Annotated in this window: 16 protein-coding genes and 2 tRNA genes; 5 read left to right on the forward strand and 13 right to left on the reverse strand. The window is 62.9% G+C overall.

Features of this window, described 5'->3' with window-relative positions:
• Positions 1-208 precede the first annotated feature (208 nt).
• Positions 209-841 (forward strand): hypothetical protein, encoded by a 633-nt coding sequence (locus ACYCUK_RS08120; RefSeq protein WP_461594292.1) that lies wholly within the window; start codon positions 209-211, stop codon positions 839-841.
• Between the two features lie 172 nt (positions 842-1,013).
• Here the strand turns inward: ACYCUK_RS08120 and ACYCUK_RS08125 are convergent, their stop codons facing one another.
• On the reverse strand, positions 1,014-1,313 hold the full coding sequence (locus ACYCUK_RS08125) for a helix-turn-helix domain-containing protein (RefSeq protein WP_461594293.1): 300 nt from the start codon (positions 1,311-1,313) through the stop codon (positions 1,014-1,016).
• Between the two features lie 692 nt (positions 1,314-2,005).
• Between ACYCUK_RS08125 and ACYCUK_RS08130 the strand changes: the two genes are divergently transcribed.
• Together ACYCUK_RS08130 and ACYCUK_RS08135 are read left to right on the forward strand one after the other, a co-directional pair.
• Complete coding sequence (locus ACYCUK_RS08130) at positions 2,006-2,233, forward strand: DUF4224 domain-containing protein (protein WP_461594294.1); 228 nt, start codon at positions 2,006-2,008, stop codon at positions 2,231-2,233.
• Positions 2,230-3,237, forward strand: coding sequence for a tyrosine-type recombinase/integrase (locus ACYCUK_RS08135; protein ID WP_461594295.1), 1,008 nt, complete (start codon positions 2,230-2,232; stop codon positions 3,235-3,237). Before ACYCUK_RS08130 ends, ACYCUK_RS08135 begins: the two co-directional genes overlap by 4 nt.
• A 96-nt stretch (positions 3,238-3,333) precedes the next feature.
• On the opposite strand, the gene ACYCUK_RS08140 is transcribed toward ACYCUK_RS08135, so the two are convergent.
• From ACYCUK_RS08140 to ACYCUK_RS08185, 10 genes are all read right to left on the reverse strand, one after another.
• A tRNA-His gene (locus ACYCUK_RS08140) sits at positions 3,334-3,409 on the reverse strand.
• A 58-nt stretch (positions 3,410-3,467) separates the two neighbouring features.
• Positions 3,468-5,405 carry a SurA N-terminal domain-containing protein gene (locus ACYCUK_RS08145; RefSeq protein WP_461594296.1) on the reverse strand — a complete coding sequence of 646 codons (1,938 nt, stop codon included), beginning with the start codon at positions 5,403-5,405 and terminating at the stop codon, positions 3,468-3,470.
• A gap of 121 nt (positions 5,406-5,526) precedes the next feature.
• A tRNA-Val gene (locus tag ACYCUK_RS08150) sits at positions 5,527-5,602 on the reverse strand.
• 72 nt (positions 5,603-5,674) lie between these two features.
• Positions 5,675-5,947: an HU family DNA-binding protein gene (locus ACYCUK_RS08155; RefSeq protein WP_112485860.1), complete on the reverse strand. Its 273-nt coding sequence runs from the start codon at positions 5,945-5,947 to the stop codon at positions 5,675-5,677.
• A 191-nt stretch (positions 5,948-6,138) separates the two neighbouring features.
• Positions 6,139-7,248: a tartrate dehydrogenase gene (locus tag ACYCUK_RS08160; RefSeq protein ID WP_461594297.1), complete on the reverse strand. Its 1,110-nt coding sequence runs from the start codon at positions 7,246-7,248 to the stop codon at positions 6,139-6,141.
• Between the two features lie 49 nt (positions 7,249-7,297).
• Positions 7,298-8,206, reverse strand: coding sequence for a DMT family transporter (locus tag ACYCUK_RS08165; RefSeq protein WP_461594298.1), 909 nt, complete (start codon positions 8,204-8,206; stop codon positions 7,298-7,300).
• Positions 8,203-8,769: a CDP-diacylglycerol--glycerol-3-phosphate 3-phosphatidyltransferase gene (pgsA, locus tag ACYCUK_RS08170; RefSeq protein ID WP_461594299.1), complete on the reverse strand. Its 567-nt coding sequence runs from the start codon at positions 8,767-8,769 to the stop codon at positions 8,203-8,205. The genes ACYCUK_RS08165 and pgsA overlap by 4 nt, the downstream gene beginning before the upstream one ends.
• A 101-nt stretch (positions 8,770-8,870) precedes the next feature.
• Positions 8,871-9,593 (reverse strand): DNA polymerase III subunit epsilon, encoded by a 723-nt coding sequence (gene dnaQ, locus ACYCUK_RS08175; protein ID WP_461594300.1) that lies wholly within the window; start codon positions 9,591-9,593, stop codon positions 8,871-8,873.
• Positions 9,594-9,629: 36 nt separating this feature from the next.
• Positions 9,630-10,088, reverse strand: a complete 459-nt coding sequence (gene rnhA / locus ACYCUK_RS08180; RefSeq protein ID WP_112485855.1) for a ribonuclease HI — start codon at positions 10,086-10,088, stop codon at positions 9,630-9,632.
• Positions 10,072-11,034 (reverse strand): class I SAM-dependent methyltransferase, encoded by a 963-nt coding sequence (locus tag ACYCUK_RS08185; RefSeq protein WP_461594301.1) that lies wholly within the window; start codon positions 11,032-11,034, stop codon positions 10,072-10,074. The genes rnhA and ACYCUK_RS08185 overlap by 17 nt, the downstream gene beginning before the upstream one ends.
• Here ACYCUK_RS08185 and gloB point away from each other — a divergent pair.
• Both gloB and ACYCUK_RS08195 read left to right on the forward strand, forming a co-directional pair.
• Positions 11,029-11,805, forward strand: coding sequence for a hydroxyacylglutathione hydrolase (gene gloB, locus ACYCUK_RS08190; RefSeq protein WP_461594302.1), 777 nt, complete (start codon positions 11,029-11,031; stop codon positions 11,803-11,805). The genes ACYCUK_RS08185 and gloB overlap by 6 nt on opposite strands.
• Before the next feature lie 19 nt (positions 11,806-11,824).
• Positions 11,825-13,444, forward strand: a complete 1,620-nt coding sequence (locus ACYCUK_RS08195) for a transglycosylase SLT domain-containing protein (RefSeq protein ID WP_461594303.1) — start codon at positions 11,825-11,827, stop codon at positions 13,442-13,444.
• A gap of 59 nt (positions 13,445-13,503) precedes the next feature.
• Here the strand turns inward: ACYCUK_RS08195 and ACYCUK_RS08200 are convergent, their stop codons facing one another.
• Both ACYCUK_RS08200 and ACYCUK_RS08205 read right to left on the reverse strand, forming a co-directional pair.
• Positions 13,504-17,157: a hydantoinase B/oxoprolinase family protein gene (locus ACYCUK_RS08200; protein ID WP_461594341.1), complete on the reverse strand. Its 3,654-nt coding sequence runs from the start codon at positions 17,155-17,157 to the stop codon at positions 13,504-13,506.
• Positions 17,158-17,300: 143 nt separating this feature from the next.
• Positions 17,301-17,828, reverse strand: coding sequence for a winged helix DNA-binding protein (locus tag ACYCUK_RS08205; RefSeq protein ID WP_112485851.1), 528 nt, complete (start codon positions 17,826-17,828; stop codon positions 17,301-17,303).
• Positions 17,829-18,046: the final 218 nt, after the last annotated feature.

Genomic DNA, 18,046 nt, shown 5'->3' on the forward strand with positions numbered 1-18,046 from the left:
GGTCCACGGACGCTGGCCCCGAACACAACATCATCATCCCCTCCGTGGCGCACGAGATTCGCGACCTGGACGATTACCGCGCCCTGGTGACCGCCGGGCAGACCGACGAAGTGCTGGTGCAGGTCGAGCGCGTCTAAAGCGGTGTATGGCCGCACGCTGCAGCTTGCTACTGTTGCATCGCGTGGTAATGTTGGTTCAGGAGGTCATGATGAAGCCCATGCCAGGACAGAGTAACGTTTTTCAGATTTACAGCGCAGAATGGGACGAATATGACGAGGACAGCCGCGCCGTGACGGACACCATGTCCGACGCGCATATCGACGCGCTCCTCGCGCTACCTGAGGTGATGTGGCATTTCCCCGTTCACCTGGCCAATGGCACTCGAATCGATGCACCGCGGTTTCAGTGTCGCAAATGTTCAAACCTGATCGTGCCGCACGGCCGTATTCGGAGATATGACCGTGCGGTGCTGATTCAAGCTGCGGCGCGTTGTGAACATTGCCAGGTCTACACCTGCTTTGATGCACGGGTTCTGGATGACGGCACGCTCTATGTGCTGGACTACCCGGACCCTGGCCGTGATGCCTATGCAGGGAAAATCCACACGCCAGGGTGTTCCCCTGCGGGTGGGGGTCAAAAAGAGCAAGAGGACGAAGGTGACCCCGAAGAAACCTGGCTGTTGATGGACGATAAGAATGTCAGCGACTTGAGCGATGACGATGCGGTCGTCGATGAGGAGCCTCAGTCGATTCGATCACCCAGTGAATCATCCAGCCCACCATCGCGCGTTCGGCGTGGGCTGGATTGGATGCGCCGGTTGACGGGGAACAGCATCTCATGACCTTGCGACGGATAGGCCACCAGCCGTGCTCGGTAATACACGCCACCGACTGTCAGGCCTTCCTCGCTCCAGTCGAACTGGAATGCCTCTCCCAACTCGAACGTCAGGGGCACAAAGGCCTGCGTGAGGACCGCCCGGCCTTCGTTCTCGCGCCAAGCGCGAATGAAGTCGGTCACGCGGCTGTAGCCGCCGCCGTAGCCCTGGCTTTGCAACTGCGCAAACAGAGCAACTTGGCCGTACGGCGCTGAGCCTTGGGTCGATGCGCATCGACCTTCAACGCCTGCTCCAACCACTCCGCGTACGGCGTCAGCATGATCGCTGAGTCTCGCCGCTCGTAGCGCGGCTCAGACTCCTCTGGTGCTCGCAGCCACTTCTTGACCGTGTTGCGTGACAGGCCCGTGCGCCTGGCAATCTCGCTGATCGACTTCCTCACCCGAAAGCGCAGCGTGCGAATCTTCGTTTTGATACCCATGGTGATCACCTCGGTTCCTTGCCCCAAAAATGGGCAGGGTAGGTCCAACACCCCGGTCAAATTTCAATCGCATCACGCAATCGCGCTGGTCAACATTGATCGGCGCGCACAGGCCTCAAGCCAGCGTCCGTAAACCCTAAGCGAAAACCGAGAAATTCCGCGACGGAACGCTCCATGGCCTCGCAAGTTATTGATTTCATTCAATACACGCACACGAAAGGTCACGGTTTTGCGCAAAGGTCACAATTTTTAGGCTCAACATCGGAATGCAATTCGGATCCCTCCCCCGCGTTTGGCGCCCGGCTGGTGCGAATTAGATCACGTCACGCCCGCAGGCGCGCCGCGCAGTCCTTCACGCCGGCACGATGCCCTTGAAACCGCCCCCCCTATTAGCTGCAGCTCATCGCCAGTTCAACGGCTTTAGCGTCACAAAAGGCGAACACTAACTCTGTCCCGACGCGCAGCAGGCAGTCATTCTTGGAAGGCTGCCTCCAAATTGTTGGGCAATTTTCGTGTTTTTCGTGGTTGCAACCCATGCTGCGAGGGGTGAAATGAATGTAAGGATATGCGTGGGGCATCTAAATCGCCGTACCTCCATCCCAAATTTACCCCTAACTCTTAGTCAGCTATTCACCGGAAAGCTGTGCCGCTTGGATGCATCGTCACAAAACCGCAATCAGTAAAGTCACTGAATGTCAGCCCTATTCCTCACTAACGCCGAGATGGCCGAACTCACCGGCTTATCGCAATCATCCGCGCAGGAGCGATGGTTACTCGCCCGTGGCCTGCGCGCCTCCAGAAACCGCGCGGGCCGCGTGATGCTGACGCGCGATGCGCTGGTGCAGTGGCAATCTGGCCGCGTCCCGGCGCAGAATCTCATTCAACAACCCGTTACACCAAAATGGGACAGCGTCAAATGATAAAAAAAACCCGTGATGGCCTGCTTCCCAGGATGGAAATCCGCCGCCGAAAAGACGGCCTGGTGACGTATCGCTATCACCCCATCGGTGGCAAACCCGTCAACCTGGGCACTAATCGCGGCGTGGCCATCCGTAAAGTCCTCGATCTCACCGACCAGTCAGACGACACCGGAACCATCGCCGCGCTCTTTCGTGAGTATCAAGAAAGTCGTGTTTGGGCCGATCTGGCCCCAGCTACACAGAAGGACTACCTACAGTGCTCCGACCCGCTGTTGGCTGTCTTTGGCGCAGTGCAGGCGGCGTTCGTCCGTCCGTCGGACATCGCGACCTACCTTGACAAGCGCAGTGCACCAATCCGTGCCAATCGCGAAATGGCTTTGCTCTCAAACCTTCTCGCGCTCGGCATCCGGCGCGGCTTGCTCGACGCGAACCCATGCCGTCAGGTACGGCGAAACAAAGAACAGCCTCGCACCCGAGCCGTGGAGCCTTCCGAGTTGGTTGCGTTTCTATCCTGGGCACGCAACCAAGGCCACTCTGCGCAGGTGCTGGCGGGAATGGCCGAATTTGCGGCGCTGACGGGTAACCGCAGGATCGAGTTTCGGGCACTTACGTGGCTACAAGTCAGTGATGACGCTGTGCGCCTTTCGCGCGCCAAGCAACGCGGAAAAGAGGTTTGGGAAGCCGTCGAGATCACTCCTGCTCTTGCCGATCTCCTGTCGCGCATGCGTGCGCTGGCGGTCGAGCCACGAATCGGTTATGTGTTTCTTACTCGTGGCGGCGGCCCCTACAGCGAAGCCGGGTTCAAGACGATGTGGAACCGGCTTATGAGTGATGCCCGCGCTGAAGGTGTCGTGTCCGAGCCTTTCACCTTCCACGACTTGCGCGCCTACCACGTTACGCAGTACCGAAAACAGCGCGGAACCCTACCCAATCTTCATTCGAACCCAAGCACTACAGCAAGGATCTACGACCGCGCAAAAGAGATTCGACGGAAGGGTCTGTGAAGCCGTTTCAAAACCTCAAAATTCCCACGGCGGGAATTTTTCTGCGTCCATGAAGCGAAACAGGCCCGCGAAGGGCCTGCAAGCTGTTGATTTATTTGGGGTGGCTGATGGGACTCGAACCCACGACGACAGGAATCACAATCCTGGACTCTACCAACTGAGCTACAGCCACCGCAGAACTGATCATTATAGGCAGGACATGGATGTGGCCCTGCCCTCGCGAAGCTGTTTCAGGAATTGGCCAGAGGCGGGACTTTGTAGAGCATCTCGACGCCGTAGCGTTTTTTCAGGCTGTCGATATAGGCCTCGGTCACGCCTTGGGACAGCAACTGACTCATGGTGCCTTGCTGCGCGCGCAGTTGCTCGGCATCGGGTTTGGCCTTGCTCACACTGTCGACTGAGACGATGGCGTAGCCAGCCTGCCCCGGCAGCGTCAGGCCTGTCAGTGCCGGCAGCTTTGCCACTGGAAGCTGGAAAGCTGCCGTGACCGCCGCAACGGGGACACCGGCCGTGGCCGGTGTTTGGGATTGGGAAATTTCAACCGGCGCACCCCATGCCGGCATGGCCTTGCCTTGTCGGGCGGCAGCCAGTGCCTGTTCGCCGGCCTTGACGGCCAATGCGGCGGCCTGCTGCGCGACCAGTAAAGCGCGCACCTTGTCCTGCGCCTGGGCGAACGTCAACGTGCTTGCCGGCTGATATTTCAAGATACGGGCCGAGGCCAGGGTGTTGGGCGCTATCTCGACCGCAGAGATGTTGCGTTTGTCGCGGATGCTGTTGCTGCTGAAGACGGCCTTGAGGAAGGCGGCATTGGCGAGCGGATCGGTCCTGCTGTCGCCTGACGCCTTGGGCGTTGGGCTGACACCTTCGGCAGTCTGCACCTCGAGGTGATACTTTGCGGCGACCTGAGCAAAACTGCGACTGTCTTCGTAAACGAGACTGCTGAATTTGTCGGACATCTCGGGAAAACGCTTCTGTGCCTCCTGATTCTGCAATTGCGCCTGAATGCTGCTTTGAACCTGTGCAAACGGCTTTTGCTCGGCCGGCTTGATGCCCGTCAGCTCGATGATGTGAAAGCCGTATGGGGACAGCACAGGCCCAACAATGTCACCCACCTTCTTCATGGCGAACACGGCGTCAGCGAAGGACTTGACCATGGCGTTTTGCGTGAAATAACCGAGGTTTCCGCCTTGCGCCGAGGAGCCAGGGTCTTGCGAATCGCGCTTGGCAATTTCGGCGAACTGGGCAGGATCCTTGCGTACCTCGGCCAGGATGGCATCCGCTTTCGTCTTGGCCGCCTGCACCTGCGCCGGGGTGGGGTTGGGCGGCAGCGTGATCAGGATGTGGCTGGCCTTGCGCTCCTGCGGTGTACTGAACTCGGCGATGTGCTGGGTGTAATAAGCCTGCGCCTGCGCCGGGGTGATGACGATGCCCTGGCGCACGGCGTTCAGGCTCAGCACCACATACTGAATGTCGGCACTTTGCGGCGACTGGAACAGCGCGGTGTGGTCCTTGTAAAACGCTTCGATTTGCGCGGCGCTTGGCTGCACCTGGGATGTGTAATCCTGCGTGTTGAACAGCGCCAGACGCACTTGGCGCTTCTGGTTTTGCCAGTCGTAAAGCTGGCCGGCGATGGTTTTGCTTTCAATCACCGGCTCGGCGATGCCGTCCACGGCCTGCTGCAGCAGCAGTTGCTCGCGCACCTGGCCTTCGAACTGCGCCGTGGTCATGCCTTGCGCCGCGATGAGTTGCCGATAAGCCTCCTCGTCAAAGCTGCCATCGGGTTTGCGCAGCGCGGCGATCTGGGGAATTTGCAGAATGGCCTGCTGCACCTGGCTGTCGCTCACCGCCAGGTGCTGTTTGCGCACAGCCACCTGCAGCAAGGTCTGCCGGATCAGACCGTCGAGGGTGCGCAGCTTGGCCTCGGGCGTGTCCAGGCTCTTGATGTCGGCCGACGCGCCCAGCGTCTGCTGCATGCGCGCAATCTCGCTGCGCTGGGCGTTGTCGAGCTGCTGCATGCTGATGGGAATGCCATCGACCTTGGCCGCGAGACTGCCGTTGTTGTTGAAGCTGTCATAGCCCTGGATGCCGAACAACACGAAGGACGGGAAGATGAGCAGGAACAAAAGAACCTGCAGCAGCTTGGTGTGCTTGCGGACGAAATCAAACATGGGGTGGCTCGTCGTGTGCGATCAACTCGCAGCTATGAATGGGAACGTCAAAAAAGAAAAGGCGAACAACCGTTGTTCGCCTTGGTGTGCCGATCAAACCGCGTGACGGGCCAGTTCGATCTGGTGGGTGCTGAGGGGTTCGAACCCCCGACCTACGCCTTGTAAGGGCGCCGCTCTACCAACTGAGCTAAGCACCCGGAACCTTGGCAGCCAAGCGGCTGATGGGCTGCATGACTGCGTTCAGCGAACATGGCTTGCCGATCCACGGTTCAGTTCAACGCGTCCTTCAAGCCCTTGCCCGGACGGAACTTCGGAACCTTGGCAGCCTTGATCTTGATGGCTGCGCCGGTGCGCGGATTGCGACCGGTACGAGCCGGGCGCTTGGTGACGGCAAAGGTGCCGAAACCGATGAGGGTGACCGTGCCACCTTTTTTGAGCGTGACCTTCACACCCTCGATCATCGAGTCAAGCGCGCGCGTGGCAGCGGCCTTGGAGATGTCGGATTTTTTGGCGATGTGTTCGATCAATTCTGTTTTATTCACTCTAGCCCCCTCGGAAGGATGGTTCAAAGACAGGATGTGCCGGCTTTCGAAACGGCGCAAGCCGACGCTGTAAGTGCAAGGCGCACGCAGGCGCAATGGTGATGGGTGATCGCTGGGTTAGCAGCCGCCGTGATTTTAAGAGCAGCCGCCGATTGCATTAGAACGATGCCACTCCACCGTGTCAATTCAGATTAACTGCAGCGCACGGCCTGGGCAATGGCATTGCCCAGATCCTGCGTCTTGTTCTTGCCCCCGAGGTCTGGCGTATGCGGCGCACCGCTGCCGGGCGCGAGCACGGCTTCAATGGCGGCAACAATGGCGGCAGCGGCCTCGGGATGGTCCAGAAAATCGAGCATCAGCGCCGCGCTCCAGATCTGGCCAATGGGGTTGGCGATGCCTCGCCCGGCGATGTCCGGAGCCGAGCCATGCACCGGCTCGAACAGCGATGGAAATTTGCGCTCGGGATTGAGATTGGCCGAAGGCGCGATGCCGAGCGTGCCGCACAGCGCCGGGGCGAGGTCGCTCAGGATGTCGCCGAACAAATTGCTGCCGACGATGACGTCGAAGTCCTGCGGACGCTGCACCAGGCGGGCGCACAGCGCGTCGATGTGGAACTGGTTCCAGCGCACCTGCGTGTGTTCGGCCGCCACCGCATGCACGCGCTCGTCCCAGAAGGGCATGGTGATGGAGATGCCGTTGGACTTGGTGGCCGAGGTCAACAGCCGGCGCGGGCGCTTTGCCGCCTGCTCGAAGGCGAAGTGCAGCACGCGGTCCACACCGTGACGCGTCATCACGGTTTCCTGCAACGCCATTTCGCGCGCGGTGCCGGCGAACATGCGCCCGCCTGCATTGGAGTATTCGCCCTCGGTGTTCTCGCGCACGATGAGCAGGTCGACATCGCCCGGCGCCAAACCCGCGAGTGGCGAGCGCAGGCCTGGCATGAGACGCGCCGGGCGCAGGTTGACGTACTGATCGAATTCGCGGCGGAATTGCAGCAGTGAACCCCACAGGGAGACATGGTCCGGCACCTTTTCGGGGCAGCCCACAGCGCCGAAAAAGATGGCATCGAAGCTGGCGAGTTGTTCCTTCCAGTCGTCCGGCAGCATGCGGCCGTGGCGCAGGTAGTAGTCGCACGAGGCGAAGTCGAAATGGCGCAAGTCCAGCTTGAGATCAAAACGCTGCGCTGCGGCTTCGAGCACGCGCAGACCTTCGGGAACCACCTCCAGACCAATGCCATCGCCGGGAATCACGGCAATGCGCAAGGGTTTCGATGGCTGCTTGTGTGATGCATCGGACGGCATGGATCAATCTCCTCGATCAAATCGTGAATGACGTCCGCGACATGCGGCGTCACGCCCTGGAACGCGTCACCGCCAGCACCCCGGCGGCCACCAGCGCCATGCCGGTCCAGGTGGCTGGCCCCAGGCGCTCGTCGAACAACCACCAGCTCATGAGCGCCGTGACGGGTGGCACCCAGTAGATGAGACTGGTGACCTGCACCGCCGCACCGCGCTGAATCAACAGGTAAAGCAGGGAACTCGCGCCCAGCGTGAGGGCCAGAACCGACCACGCCAGGGCACCGATGAGTTGCATATTGAACACCACCGGCTCGGTCTCGAGCACCGCGAACGGCAGGCTGACCAACAAGGCCGCGCCAATCTGTACGGCAGCCGCCGTCCACACCGGCGTGGTGACGACATAGCGCTTTTGCCACAGGGTTCCGGCGGTGATGCAGCACAGGGCGAACAGCGCCAGCCCCAGATTGGTGCCCGAGAGTGTGCCCTGCTCCAGTTGCCGCGCCACCACCAGGCCCAGCCCGGCGAAGCCCAGCAACAGGCCGAACCACTGCAGCGCCCGCACCCTGTGGCCGGCCAGCGACACGAGCAGGGCCGTGAGCAAGGGCTGCAGGCCGACGATCAGCGCCACCGTCCCAGGACCGATGCCATGCTTGACAGCTGCCCAGACCCCGCCGAGGTAGCCGGCCTGCATCAGCAAACCCACGATGGCCAGATGCAGCCACTGGCGGCGCGACTGTGGCCAGCGCACGCGCAGACCCGAAGCCACGAGCAGCAACAGGGCCAGCGAGGCGCCGTAGCGCAGGCAGAGAAACTTCAGCGGCGGGGCATACGGCATGCCATAGCGCGCGACGATGAAGCCGGTGCTCCAGATGACGACGAAGACCCAGGGCATGAGGCGCAGGGCAAAGCTTGCCCATGGCGCTGCTGCATCCCGAGGCGGGATGTCCAGTACGGCTTTCATTCCGACAGCTTGATGCCGGCGAGCGCCAGCTTGAAGTAATACAGCATGGACCAGAGCGTGAGCGCTGCGGCAATGTCCAGCAGCCAGGTTCCCCACACGGACGTGGGAATGAGGCCGAACAGGCGGCCGTCGTAGAGCAGGAATGGAATGGCCACCATCTGCGTGGCCGTCTTCACCTTGCCCAGCCAGTTCACCGCCACCTTGCGCGACTGGCCGATGCGCGCCATCCATTCGCGCAGCGCGGAGATGGCGATTTCGCGGCCGATGATGATGAGCGCCACCAGCGCACCGATGCGCGAGAGTTCCAGCAGCACCAGCAGCGCGGCCGACACCATCAGCTTGTCGGCCACGGGGTCGAGGAAGGCGCCGAAGGCGGAAGTCTGGTTCCAGCGGCGCGCGAGGAAGCCGTCGAACCAGTCGGTGATGGCGCTCAGGATGAAGAGCACCGTGGCGATCAGGTTGCGGTCCGGCGGCGCCAGCCAGCCATGCGGCAGCGCATACACACCGAGGATGAGCGGAATGGCTGCCACCCGCAGCCAGGTCAGGAAGGTCGGCACTGTCATGGTGCAAGCATTATTCCACCGGGCTCATGAATGAGCCCGGTGGGTGGCTGCAAACCCGCGAAACCTGCACCTTGACGGCGGCATCGGCGTTGTTGGCGTTGTCAAGCGGACTGAAGGCCGTCGGGGTCTTGCCTCCAGACCGAGCCGGACGCGCAACCCTTGTCGAGGCTTTGGAGAATGGCCGCGTGGGCTTGCAACTCGGTGTCGTCGGCCAGTTGCACGGGAAGGACAAAGCCGCTTAGGTCGTCGACCGGATCGGACTCGGCAAGCAGTTCGGGGCCGTCGAGTTCCATCACGAGGCTGTCCTGGCCTCGCGTGAGCCAGACATAAACCTCGGCCAGAAGCTCGGCGTCCAGCAAGGCCCCGTGCAAGGTCCGCCTGGTGTTGTCCACGCCGAAACGCTTGCACAGGGCGTCGAGACTGTTGAACTTGCCGGGGAATTGGCTGCGCGCCAAGGTCAGTGAATCGGTGATGCTGCCGCAATGCTGGGCGAAGGGCGGCAGGCCCAGGCGATCGAGTTCGGCGTCGAGAAAACCGACGTCGAAAGCGGCGTTGTGGATGATGACTTCGGCGTCGCGCACGAAGTCGAGCAGATCGGCCACCACCTGCCCGAACAGGGGCTTGTCCGCCAGAAATTCCTCGGTCAGACCATGCACGCGCAAGGCGTCCGGATGGCTGGGGCGCTGCGGGTTGACGTAGCGCTGGAAATGCGCCCCGGACCTGCGGCGCTTGAACAGTTCGACCGCCGCCACCTCGATGATGCGGTCGCCGGATGCCGGATTGAGCCCGGTGGTTTCGGTGTCGAGAACGATTTGACGTGTCATGGCGGGTCCTTGAAAGAGTGAGCGATCAGGGCCGTTTCAGGCCGCGCGTAACACGCTGTCCACACCCCGATTGGCCAAGGCGTCGGCGGCTTCGTTACCCGCGTCGCCGTTGTGCCCACGCACCCAGACCCACTGCACGGTATGCGGCGCCAGCGCCTGCTCCAGCCGCTGCCAGAGATCGACATTTTTCACCGGCTTGCGGTCCGCCGTTTTCCAGCCGCGCGCCTTCCAGCCCGGCAGCCATTCGGTCATGCCCTTGAGTACATATTGCGAATCGGTGAACAACTGCACCTCGCAGGGTTTGCGCAGCGACTCGAGTGCCATGATGGCGGCCATCAATTCCATGCGGTTGTTCGTGGTCAGCGCCTCGCCGCCGAACAACTCCTTGCGGGCGCCCGCGGCTTGCAGCAGCACACCCCAGCCACCCGGACCCGGATTGCCTTTGCAGGCGCCATCGGTATAGGCATGGACGGTTTTGTCAGAGGATGTGCTCATGGTGTTGGGGGGTTGATTCAGGATGCTGGAGCGAACCCAGCGCGTCGCGTCCATGCGCAACGGGTTGCGTGGCGCGAGCCTTTTCGCGCGGCGACTTCCACACCTTGCCGACCAGGCGCATGGAGCGCACGCGCTTGGTGGCCACGAGCATGTACACCGCGCCCAGCATGGGCCACCAGCGGTCGCCGGCCTTCTCCATGAAGCGCCAGCGGTCCAGCCAGGGCTGGGTGCAGGCAGCGGGGCGGTAGCAGCCGTAACGCCCCGCCGTGACCTCGAAGCTGAGCAGGCGCAGCCAGTCGCGCACGCGTCGTGGCGAGATGAATTCGCCTTGCTGCGGCAGGTAGAGCGGGCCGCCGAGGCGGCCAAGGGCCTGGCGTGCGCCCCACAGGCTCAAGGCATTGAAGCCGGTAATCACGACTTGCCCGCCGGCGACCATCACGCGGTCGACTTCGCGCAGGCAGGCGTGCGGGTCGGAGACCACTTCAAGCGCATGCGGCAGCACGACCAGATCCAGGCTTTGCGTGGCGAATGGCAGGTCGGTGAATTCGCACACCAGGGCCTCGGTCTTGCGACCGGCAGGCACCACTTGCGCCAGCTCGGTCGCAGCCTGGCCGGGTCCGGGCTGTGCCGCGGCAGCCGTGATGAATTGCGGATCGGTGTAGATGGGCGATGGCTCGGCCTGGAGCAAATCCTGGCAGAGCAGCGGCCTGTTGCGAAGCAACTGCTGGCCGTTGGGTGCCCCCTGAACCAGCCAGCGATGCGGCATGCGGTTGTGGGACAGCGCATGCAGCGGAGCCAACCCGAGCTGCACCGCATGAAAGCCGAAGATGTCTGCCACGACGCGGTCCAGCTGCCCCTGCTCCCAGCTCAGCGCATAGCGTCCGCTCGGGGTTTTCAACCACGAGTCGAGACTTATACTCGCGCTGACTTCGGGATTCACATGCATATCGTCGCGCTGCCAGCCTTTCGGGATAACTACATCTGGATGATCCACGACACGCATCGCGCGCTGGTGGTGGACCCGGGGGACGCCGGCCCGGTCGAGGCGGCCTGCAAGGCGCAAGGGTTGGAACTCGCTGGCATTCTAGTCACCCACCACCATGCGGATCACACCGGCGGCATCGTCGATCTGCTGCGCGCCAGGCAGCTTCCGGTGTGGGGTCCGGCAGCCGAAACCATCCCCGGCATGACCCACCCGCTGCACGATGGCGACCGCATCGCCCCGCCCGGTTTTCATCTCGAGTTCGAGATCCTGCAGGTGCCGGGGCACACCCTCGGGCACATCGCCTACTTCGCCGATGGTGGTCCGGGCAAGCGTTTGCTGTTCTGTGGCGACACCCTGTTTTCGGCCGGATGCGGCCGCTTGTTCGAGGGCACGCCCAGCCAGATGCTGCATTCGCTCGACCGTCTGAGCAGCCTGCCCGCCGATAGCCGCGTGTTCTGCACCCATGAATACACCCTGGGCAACTTACAATTCGCGCGGCACGTCGAGCCCGGCAATACGGCGATGCAGGATTACACGCAGTGGTGCCTCAGGCAGCGCGCAGAACACCAACCGACCCTGCCCAGCACGCTGGAGCGGGAATTGCATGTCAACCCCTTCTTGCGCGTCAGCGAGCCCGAAGTCCAGGCCCAGCTCACGGCGCATGCTGGGCACAAGCCGGCCGACCGCATCGAAGCTTTCACACTGATGCGGCAGTGGAAAAACGATTTCTGAGGACGACAGGATGCACCGATTGAGACGACTGAAATTCTGGGCCCTGGCTGCCGTGGTTGTGATGGCAGCCGGTTGCGCCGCCGTCCCGCCCTCATCCAATTCCTCAGCCTCCTCTTCCTGGTCGACCGACGCCTCGGCCACGGCACTCGGACAAAACCCCTCCGCCATCCAGCAAGCACCGCTGGCCACGCCGCCGGACGCGGCGCAAATCGCCCGCGACGATGCGATGGAAATGCAGGCCGCCAAACAGGCGGCCGACCATGCGGATGTGCTCTACACCAACATCTGGCAGCGCATTCGCGCCGGCTTCGCCGTTCCCGACATGGACGGCCCGGCCATGGTCCCCTACGTCAACCAGGCCGTGCAGTGGTACAGCACCCGGCCCGACTATGTCGCCCGCATGACCGAGCGCTCGCGCAAATACCTCTACTACATCGTGCAGGAAGTCGAGCGCCGTCACCTGCCCACCGAGCTTGCACTGCTGCCTTTCGTCGAAAGCGCCTTCAACCCCGATGCCATGTCCTCGGCCCAGGCCTCGGGCATGTGGCAGTTCATCCCCTCCACGGGCAAGCATTTCAAGCTGAAGCAGACCATGTTCCAGGACGACCGGCGTGACGTCATGGCCTCGACCAAGGCCGCGCTGGACTACCTCACCAAGCTGCACACCATGTTCGGCAACTGGCAACTCGCTCTGGCGGCCTACAACTGGGGCGAAGGTGGGGTGCAGCGCGCCATGACCTACAACCAGGCCAAGGGCCTTCCGGTGAGTTATGGCGCGCTGAACATGCCGATCGAGACGCGCAACTACTACCCGAAGTTGCAAGCGGTGAAAGACATCATCGCCGACCCGGCGAAGTACGGCATCACCCTGCCGGACGTGCCCGATCACCCCTATTTCAAACCCGTCACCATCACCCAGGACATCGACGTGGATCTGGCGGCCAAACTCGCCAACATGACGGTGCGCGAATTCCGCTCGCTCAACCCCTCGTACAACAAGCCCGTCATCCTGGCCGCGACCAAGCCGAAGATTCTGCTGCCCTACGACAACGCCACGGCGTTCGAGCAGGCCGTTGCCAATTACCAGGGCCCGCTGTCCACCTGGACCACCTACGTCGTGCGCTCCACCGCCACCCCGTTCCAGTTGGCACGCAACCTGCACCTGACCGAGGCCACGCTGCGCGATGTCAACAACATTCCGCTGCGCACGCTGGTGAAGGCGGGCTCGACGCTGCTGATTCCAAAACCGCCGCAGGACGACCAGAACGTCAGCAAGCATGCGGTGGAAAACGCCGTGCTGGCCTTGGCGCCGGATATTCCCCCAGGGCGCAGGCAGCGCCTGATCGCCGGACCGAACGACACGCCCTTCACCGTGGCGCACCGCTATGGCTTGAGCCCGGCCGAGGTGGCGCAGTGGAACCACATTGCCGAAGGCGGGCGGTTTCGGCCACGCTCCATCATCGTGGTGTATTCGCGCCGGCCGGTGTTCAAGCAGCATGAGATCGTTCTGGCGCAGCGTGACAAACGCCGCATCGTGCGGGTGGCCGACCGACGCAAAATCACACGCACGACCAAGCGCTCGCTGCGCTACTCCATCCACACTTCGTTCCGGCATGACTTGAAGGTGGCGCAGCGCTAAGCGCCGCCTCCGGCGCCGCTCTGCAGCTGCGCCTCTTGCGCGGCAGGCCGGGCCTGTCTTCAGCCCCCGGCTGTGCCGAAACCCCCGCCTCCGGGGGTTTCGATGACGAACACATCCCCCGCTTGCATCTCCACGCTGGCCGTGGGCCCCAGTCGCTGTATCAGCCCGCCCGCTCGCTCGACGCGGTTGATGCCCAGGGCCCCTGGCTGACCGCCCGCCATGCCGAAAGCCGCCACCTTGCGGCCATTCGACAGGATGGAAGCGGTCATCGGCTCCAGGAAGCGGATGCGCCGCACGCCGCCGTCCCCGCCCCTCCAGCGCCCCGCGCCGCCCGAACCCTCGCGGATGGTGAAGCTCTCCAACCGCACCGGATAGCGGAACTCCAGCACCTCCGGGTCGGTCAGGCGCGAGTTGGTCATATGGGTCTGCACCACCGCCGTGCCATCGAAGCCGCCAGTGAGCCGGCCCTGCGCGTCGAACATGCCGCCCGCGCCGGAGCCGCCGGCGATGGTTTCGTAATACTGGTGGCGGGCGTTGCCGAAGGTGAAGTTGTTCATCGTGCACTGGCTGGCCGCCTGCACGCCGAGGGCGCCGAACAGGGCGTTGGTGATGCACATCGAGGTTTCCACATTGCCGGCCACGACCGAGGCCGGTGATGCGGGCGCCAGCATCGAGCCCTCGGGAATGAGGACCTGCAGCGGCTTGAGGCAACCGGCGTTGAGCGGAATGTCGTCGTCCACCAGGCAGCGGAAGACGTAGAGCACCGCCGCCATGGTCACGGCCCTTGGCGCGTTGAAGTTGTTGGCCTGCTGCTGCGAGGTGCCGGTGAAATCGATGACGGCGCTGCGCGCTGCCTGGTCCACGCGTATCGCCACCGCGATGCGCGCGCCGTTGTCCAGATCGAGCACGAAGCTGCCGTCGTGCAAGGCGCCGATCACGCGGCGCACCGCCTGCTCGGCGTTGTCCTGCACATGGCGCATATAGGCCTGCACCACCGCCAGGCCGTAGTCCGCCACCAGTTGCCGCAGCTCCTGCGCGCCTTTCGCATTGGCCGCGATCTGCGCCTTGAGGTCGGCGAGGTTCTGCTGCGGATTGCGCGCCGGGTTGTTGCCGCTCGCCAGCAAGGCCAGGGTCTCGGCTTCACGCAAGCGCCCTTGCGCCACCAGCTTGAAGTTGTCGATCACCACGCCCTCCTCCTCGATGCTGCGGGAGAACGGCGGCATGGAGCCGGGGGTGGTGCCGCCGATGTCGGCGTGGTGACCACGCGAGGCGACGAAGAACAGTACGCTGCGGCCAGTGGCGTCGAACACCGGCGTGACCACGGTCACATCGGGCAGATGCGTGCCGCCGTGGTAAGGGTCGTTGAGCATGAACACATCGCCGGGTCGCAGGCTGCCGGCGTTGCGCTGGATCACGGTGCATATGCTCTCGCCCATCGACCCCAGGTGCACCGGCATGTGCGGCGCGTTGGCGATGAGGTTGCCTTCGACGTCGAACAACGCGCAGGAAAAGTCCAGCCGCTCCTTGATGTTCACCGACACCGCCGTGTTCTGCAGTTGCGCCCCCATTTGTTCGGCGATGTTCATGAACAGGTTGTTGAACACCTCCAGCAGCACCGGGTCAGCCTTGGTGTCGTGCGTCGAAGCGGCGGCCCGTGGGGCGATGCGCGTGAGTTCCAGATGGTTCAGCGCTGTGATGCGCGCCCGCCAACCGGGTTCAACGGCAATCGTGGTATTGGCATCGGCAATGACCGCTGGCCCATCAATTCGCTGGCCGGGCGCACCGATGTTGCGCAATACGAGCGCGGCGTCATGCCAAACGCCGCCACTGTAGAGCTGGATACGATTCCGGATCGGCATCGCATCCTCTACGGCATCTTCGAGCTGACTCTCGCGTATGACGTCGCCGCCGCCAGCGGCTTCCACCGATACTGACTCCACCACAAGCGGACGCGAAGGCAGCAGGTGTGCGAAGCGCTGTTGATAGCTTTGTTCGAAGCGCTGCGTGATTTCTTTGAGACTGCCCGCGTCAACCGCCAGCACGGAATCTGTGCCCTGGTAGCGCACATGCACGCGCTGCAGTACATGGATGCGATCGAGTGCTACCCCCTGCCCGAGTAACTGCTCGCGGGCTGCGACGGACAAGCCCCGGAGCGCTTCGTCGATGTGCGCTCCCGCTTCAGCATCGAGTTCAACCTCCACGCTGCGCTCCAGTATCACCGTTTGTTCGGCCAGCCCCATGCCGTAGGCCGACAGCACACCGGCCAGGGGATGGATGAACACGCGCTCCATGCCCAACGCATCGGCCACACGGCAGGCGTGCTGTGCCCCGGCGCCGCCAAAGCATTGCAGGGTGTAGTGCGTGACGTCGTGCCCGCGCGCCACCGAGATGCGCTTGATGGCCCCTGCCATGGCCTGCACCGCAATGTTCACGAAGCCCTCGGCCACGCCCTCGGGCGTCTGGGCGCGGCCCGTGTCTCGCGCGATCCGCGCCGCAAGTTCGGTGAAGTGGCGGTGCACGGTCTCGGCATCCAGCGGCTGATTGCCCTGCGGACCGAACACGGAGGGGAAATGCGCCGGCTGGATGGTGCCCAGCATCACATTGGCGTCGGTCACGGTGAGGGGTCCTCCGCGCCGGTAGCAGGCCGGCCCGGGGTTGGCCCCAGCCGAATCGGGCCCCACGCGCATACGCGCGCCGTCGAAGTGCAGCATCGAGCCCCCGCCAGCCGCCACCGTGTGGATGCTCATCATGGGCGCGCGCACGCGCACCCCGGCCACCTGGGTCTCGAAGGCGCGCTCGAAGCTACCGGCGTAATGCGACACATCGGTGGAGGTGCCGCCCATGTCGAAGCCGATCACCCGTTGGTGGCCTGCCATTTCCGCCGTGCGCGCCATGCCGACGATGCCGCCCGCCGGCCCCGACAGGATGGCGTCCTTGCCGCGAAACGCATGCGCCTCGGTCAGACCGCCGCTGGACTGCATGAACAGCAGCCGCACCCCCGGCATCTCGGCCGCGACCTGGTCCACATAGCGCCGCAGGATGGGCGAGAGATAGGCGTCCACCACGGCGGTGTCGCCGCGCGAGACAAACTTCATCAGCGGGTTGGTTTCGTGCGAGGTGCTGACTTGTGTGAACCCGATGTCGCGGGAGATCTTCCCTGCCACCCGCTCATGGACAGCGTAGCGATAGCCATGCATGAATACGATGGCCACCGCGCGCAAGCCGGCGTCGAACGCCTCTTGCAACCGCGTGCGCAGGTCCCCTTCATCCAGCGCGCGCACGACCTCGCCGTCAGCACCCAGGCGTTCGTCAGCCTCGATGACGTGCTGGTACAGCAACTCGGGCAGCACGATATGGCGGTCGAATAGCCGCGGCCGGTTCTGGTAGGCGATGCGCAAGGCATCGCGAAAGCCCCGCGTCGTCACCAGCGCCACCGGCTCGCCCTTGCGTTCCAGCAGCGCGTTGGTCGCCACGGTCGTGCCCATCTTCACGCACTCCACCCGATCCGGCGTGATCGGCGCATCAGGCGCCAGGCCCAGCAGTTGCCGGATGCCCGCCACTGCTGCGTCGCGGTACTGCTCCGGATTCTCCGAAAGCAGCTTGTGGGCGAGAAGAGTCCCATCAGGCTTGCGCGCCACGATATCGGTGAAGGTGCCGCCACGGTCGACCCAGAATTGCCAGCGCCCGGATGTGCTCAGGTTGTTGTCTTGCATGTTGCTCATCGGAATGTTGATGGTTTTGGTAGGGAGTATCGAGTGACTCTCTCAAGTAAGTCGCTGGAGATGCACAGTGTTTCCTGGTCCCAAGGGACGGACTTCGCTGCGACGTCCAAGGTGCCCACTCAACTAAAACTGCATCAGAGTGAACTAGCAGCGCGCGCCGCTTGGTCATAAAGGCCGCTCATGGTCCGGAGCATGCGCGCGACTTCTCCGAGATCCTGGTTCATCTGCGCATCAAGATTGGCGATCAGACACTGCTCCCGCACCTCTCGGTATTTGTACACGGCCTCTTCGCCCGCAGATGTCGGGCTGTAGAACACCTCCTTGCCGATCTTCTCGGTCTGTGCAAGGCCGGCGGCAACCAACTTCTTAAGGGCGTAGGCCACCACGTGGACGTCCTCATAGTTGAGGACAAAGCAGATGTCGGCCAACTTCTTGTTGCGGGCGCGGTGGTTGATGTGATGCAGCAGCAATACGTCCGTGATGGTGAGATCGCGGTAGCCTGCAGCCGCCATGCAGCGGACCACCCAGCGCGAAAACGCATTCCAGCTCACGATCAGGCCGAACTCGAATTCGGAGGCAGCCAGGCCACGTGGAGAAGCCAGATGGGACGACGAGACGATCCCAGTGCTTTGCCCACTTACCGTTCCAGGGGGAGTGCTCATGAGGGTTTCCACCTATTTCAAAATAAATTACGAGGATGACAATCAATTGTCGCTGATGTTTTACATGTATCTTATAGGTGTTTTATGGTCCATGCAACCGTTGCCAGCCCGACTTAGCTAGCTGTCAGGTCCCGCAGCATCGGTCCTTCAATTGAATTCAGTGACGGCGTGCGTCATGACCAGAGGCAAAAGGGCTCAAGGGCGCTGTGGTCATGTCA

The sequence above is a fragment of the Thiomonas sp. genome (assembly GCF_054608695.1).

Bases quoted from the DNA above. Each gene is read 5' to 3' on its own strand.
- ACYCUK_RS08120 (WP_461594292.1), top strand. From the start codon at position 209: ATGAAGCCCATGCCAGGACAGAGTAACGTTTTTCAGATTTACAGCGCA.
- ACYCUK_RS08125 (WP_461594293.1), bottom strand. From the start codon at position 1,313: ATGGGTATCAAAACGAAGATTCGCACGCTGCGCTTTCGGGTGAGGAAG.
- ACYCUK_RS08130 (WP_461594294.1), top strand. From the start codon at position 2,006: ATGTCAGCCCTATTCCTCACTAACGCCGAGATGGCCGAACTCACCGGC.
- ACYCUK_RS08135 (WP_461594295.1), top strand. From the start codon at position 2,230: ATGATAAAAAAAACCCGTGATGGCCTGCTTCCCAGGATGGAAATCCGC.
- ACYCUK_RS08145 (WP_461594296.1), bottom strand. From the start codon at position 5,405: ATGTTTGATTTCGTCCGCAAGCACACCAAGCTGCTGCAGGTTCTTTTG.
- ACYCUK_RS08160 (WP_461594297.1), bottom strand. From the start codon at position 7,248: ATGCCGTCCGATGCATCACACAAGCAGCCATCGAAACCCTTGCGCATT.
- ACYCUK_RS08165 (WP_461594298.1), bottom strand. From the start codon at position 8,206: ATGAAAGCCGTACTGGACATCCCGCCTCGGGATGCAGCAGCGCCATGG.
- pgsA (WP_461594299.1), bottom strand. From the start codon at position 8,769: ATGACAGTGCCGACCTTCCTGACCTGGCTGCGGGTGGCAGCCATTCCG.
- dnaQ (WP_461594300.1), bottom strand. From the start codon at position 9,593: ATGACACGTCAAATCGTTCTCGACACCGAAACCACCGGGCTCAATCCG.
- rnhA (WP_112485855.1), bottom strand. From the start codon at position 10,088: ATGAGCACATCCTCTGACAAAACCGTCCATGCCTATACCGATGGCGCC.
- gloB (WP_461594302.1), top strand. From the start codon at position 11,029: ATGCATATCGTCGCGCTGCCAGCCTTTCGGGATAACTACATCTGGATG.
- ACYCUK_RS08185 (WP_461594301.1), bottom strand. From the start codon at position 11,034: ATGCATGTGAATCCCGAAGTCAGCGCGAGTATAAGTCTCGACTCGTGG.
- ACYCUK_RS08200 (WP_461594341.1), bottom strand. From the start codon at position 17,157: ATGCAAGACAACAACCTGAGCACATCCGGGCGCTGGCAATTCTGGGTC.
- ACYCUK_RS08205 (WP_112485851.1), bottom strand. From the start codon at position 17,828: ATGAGCACTCCCCCTGGAACGGTAAGTGGGCAAAGCACTGGGATCGTC.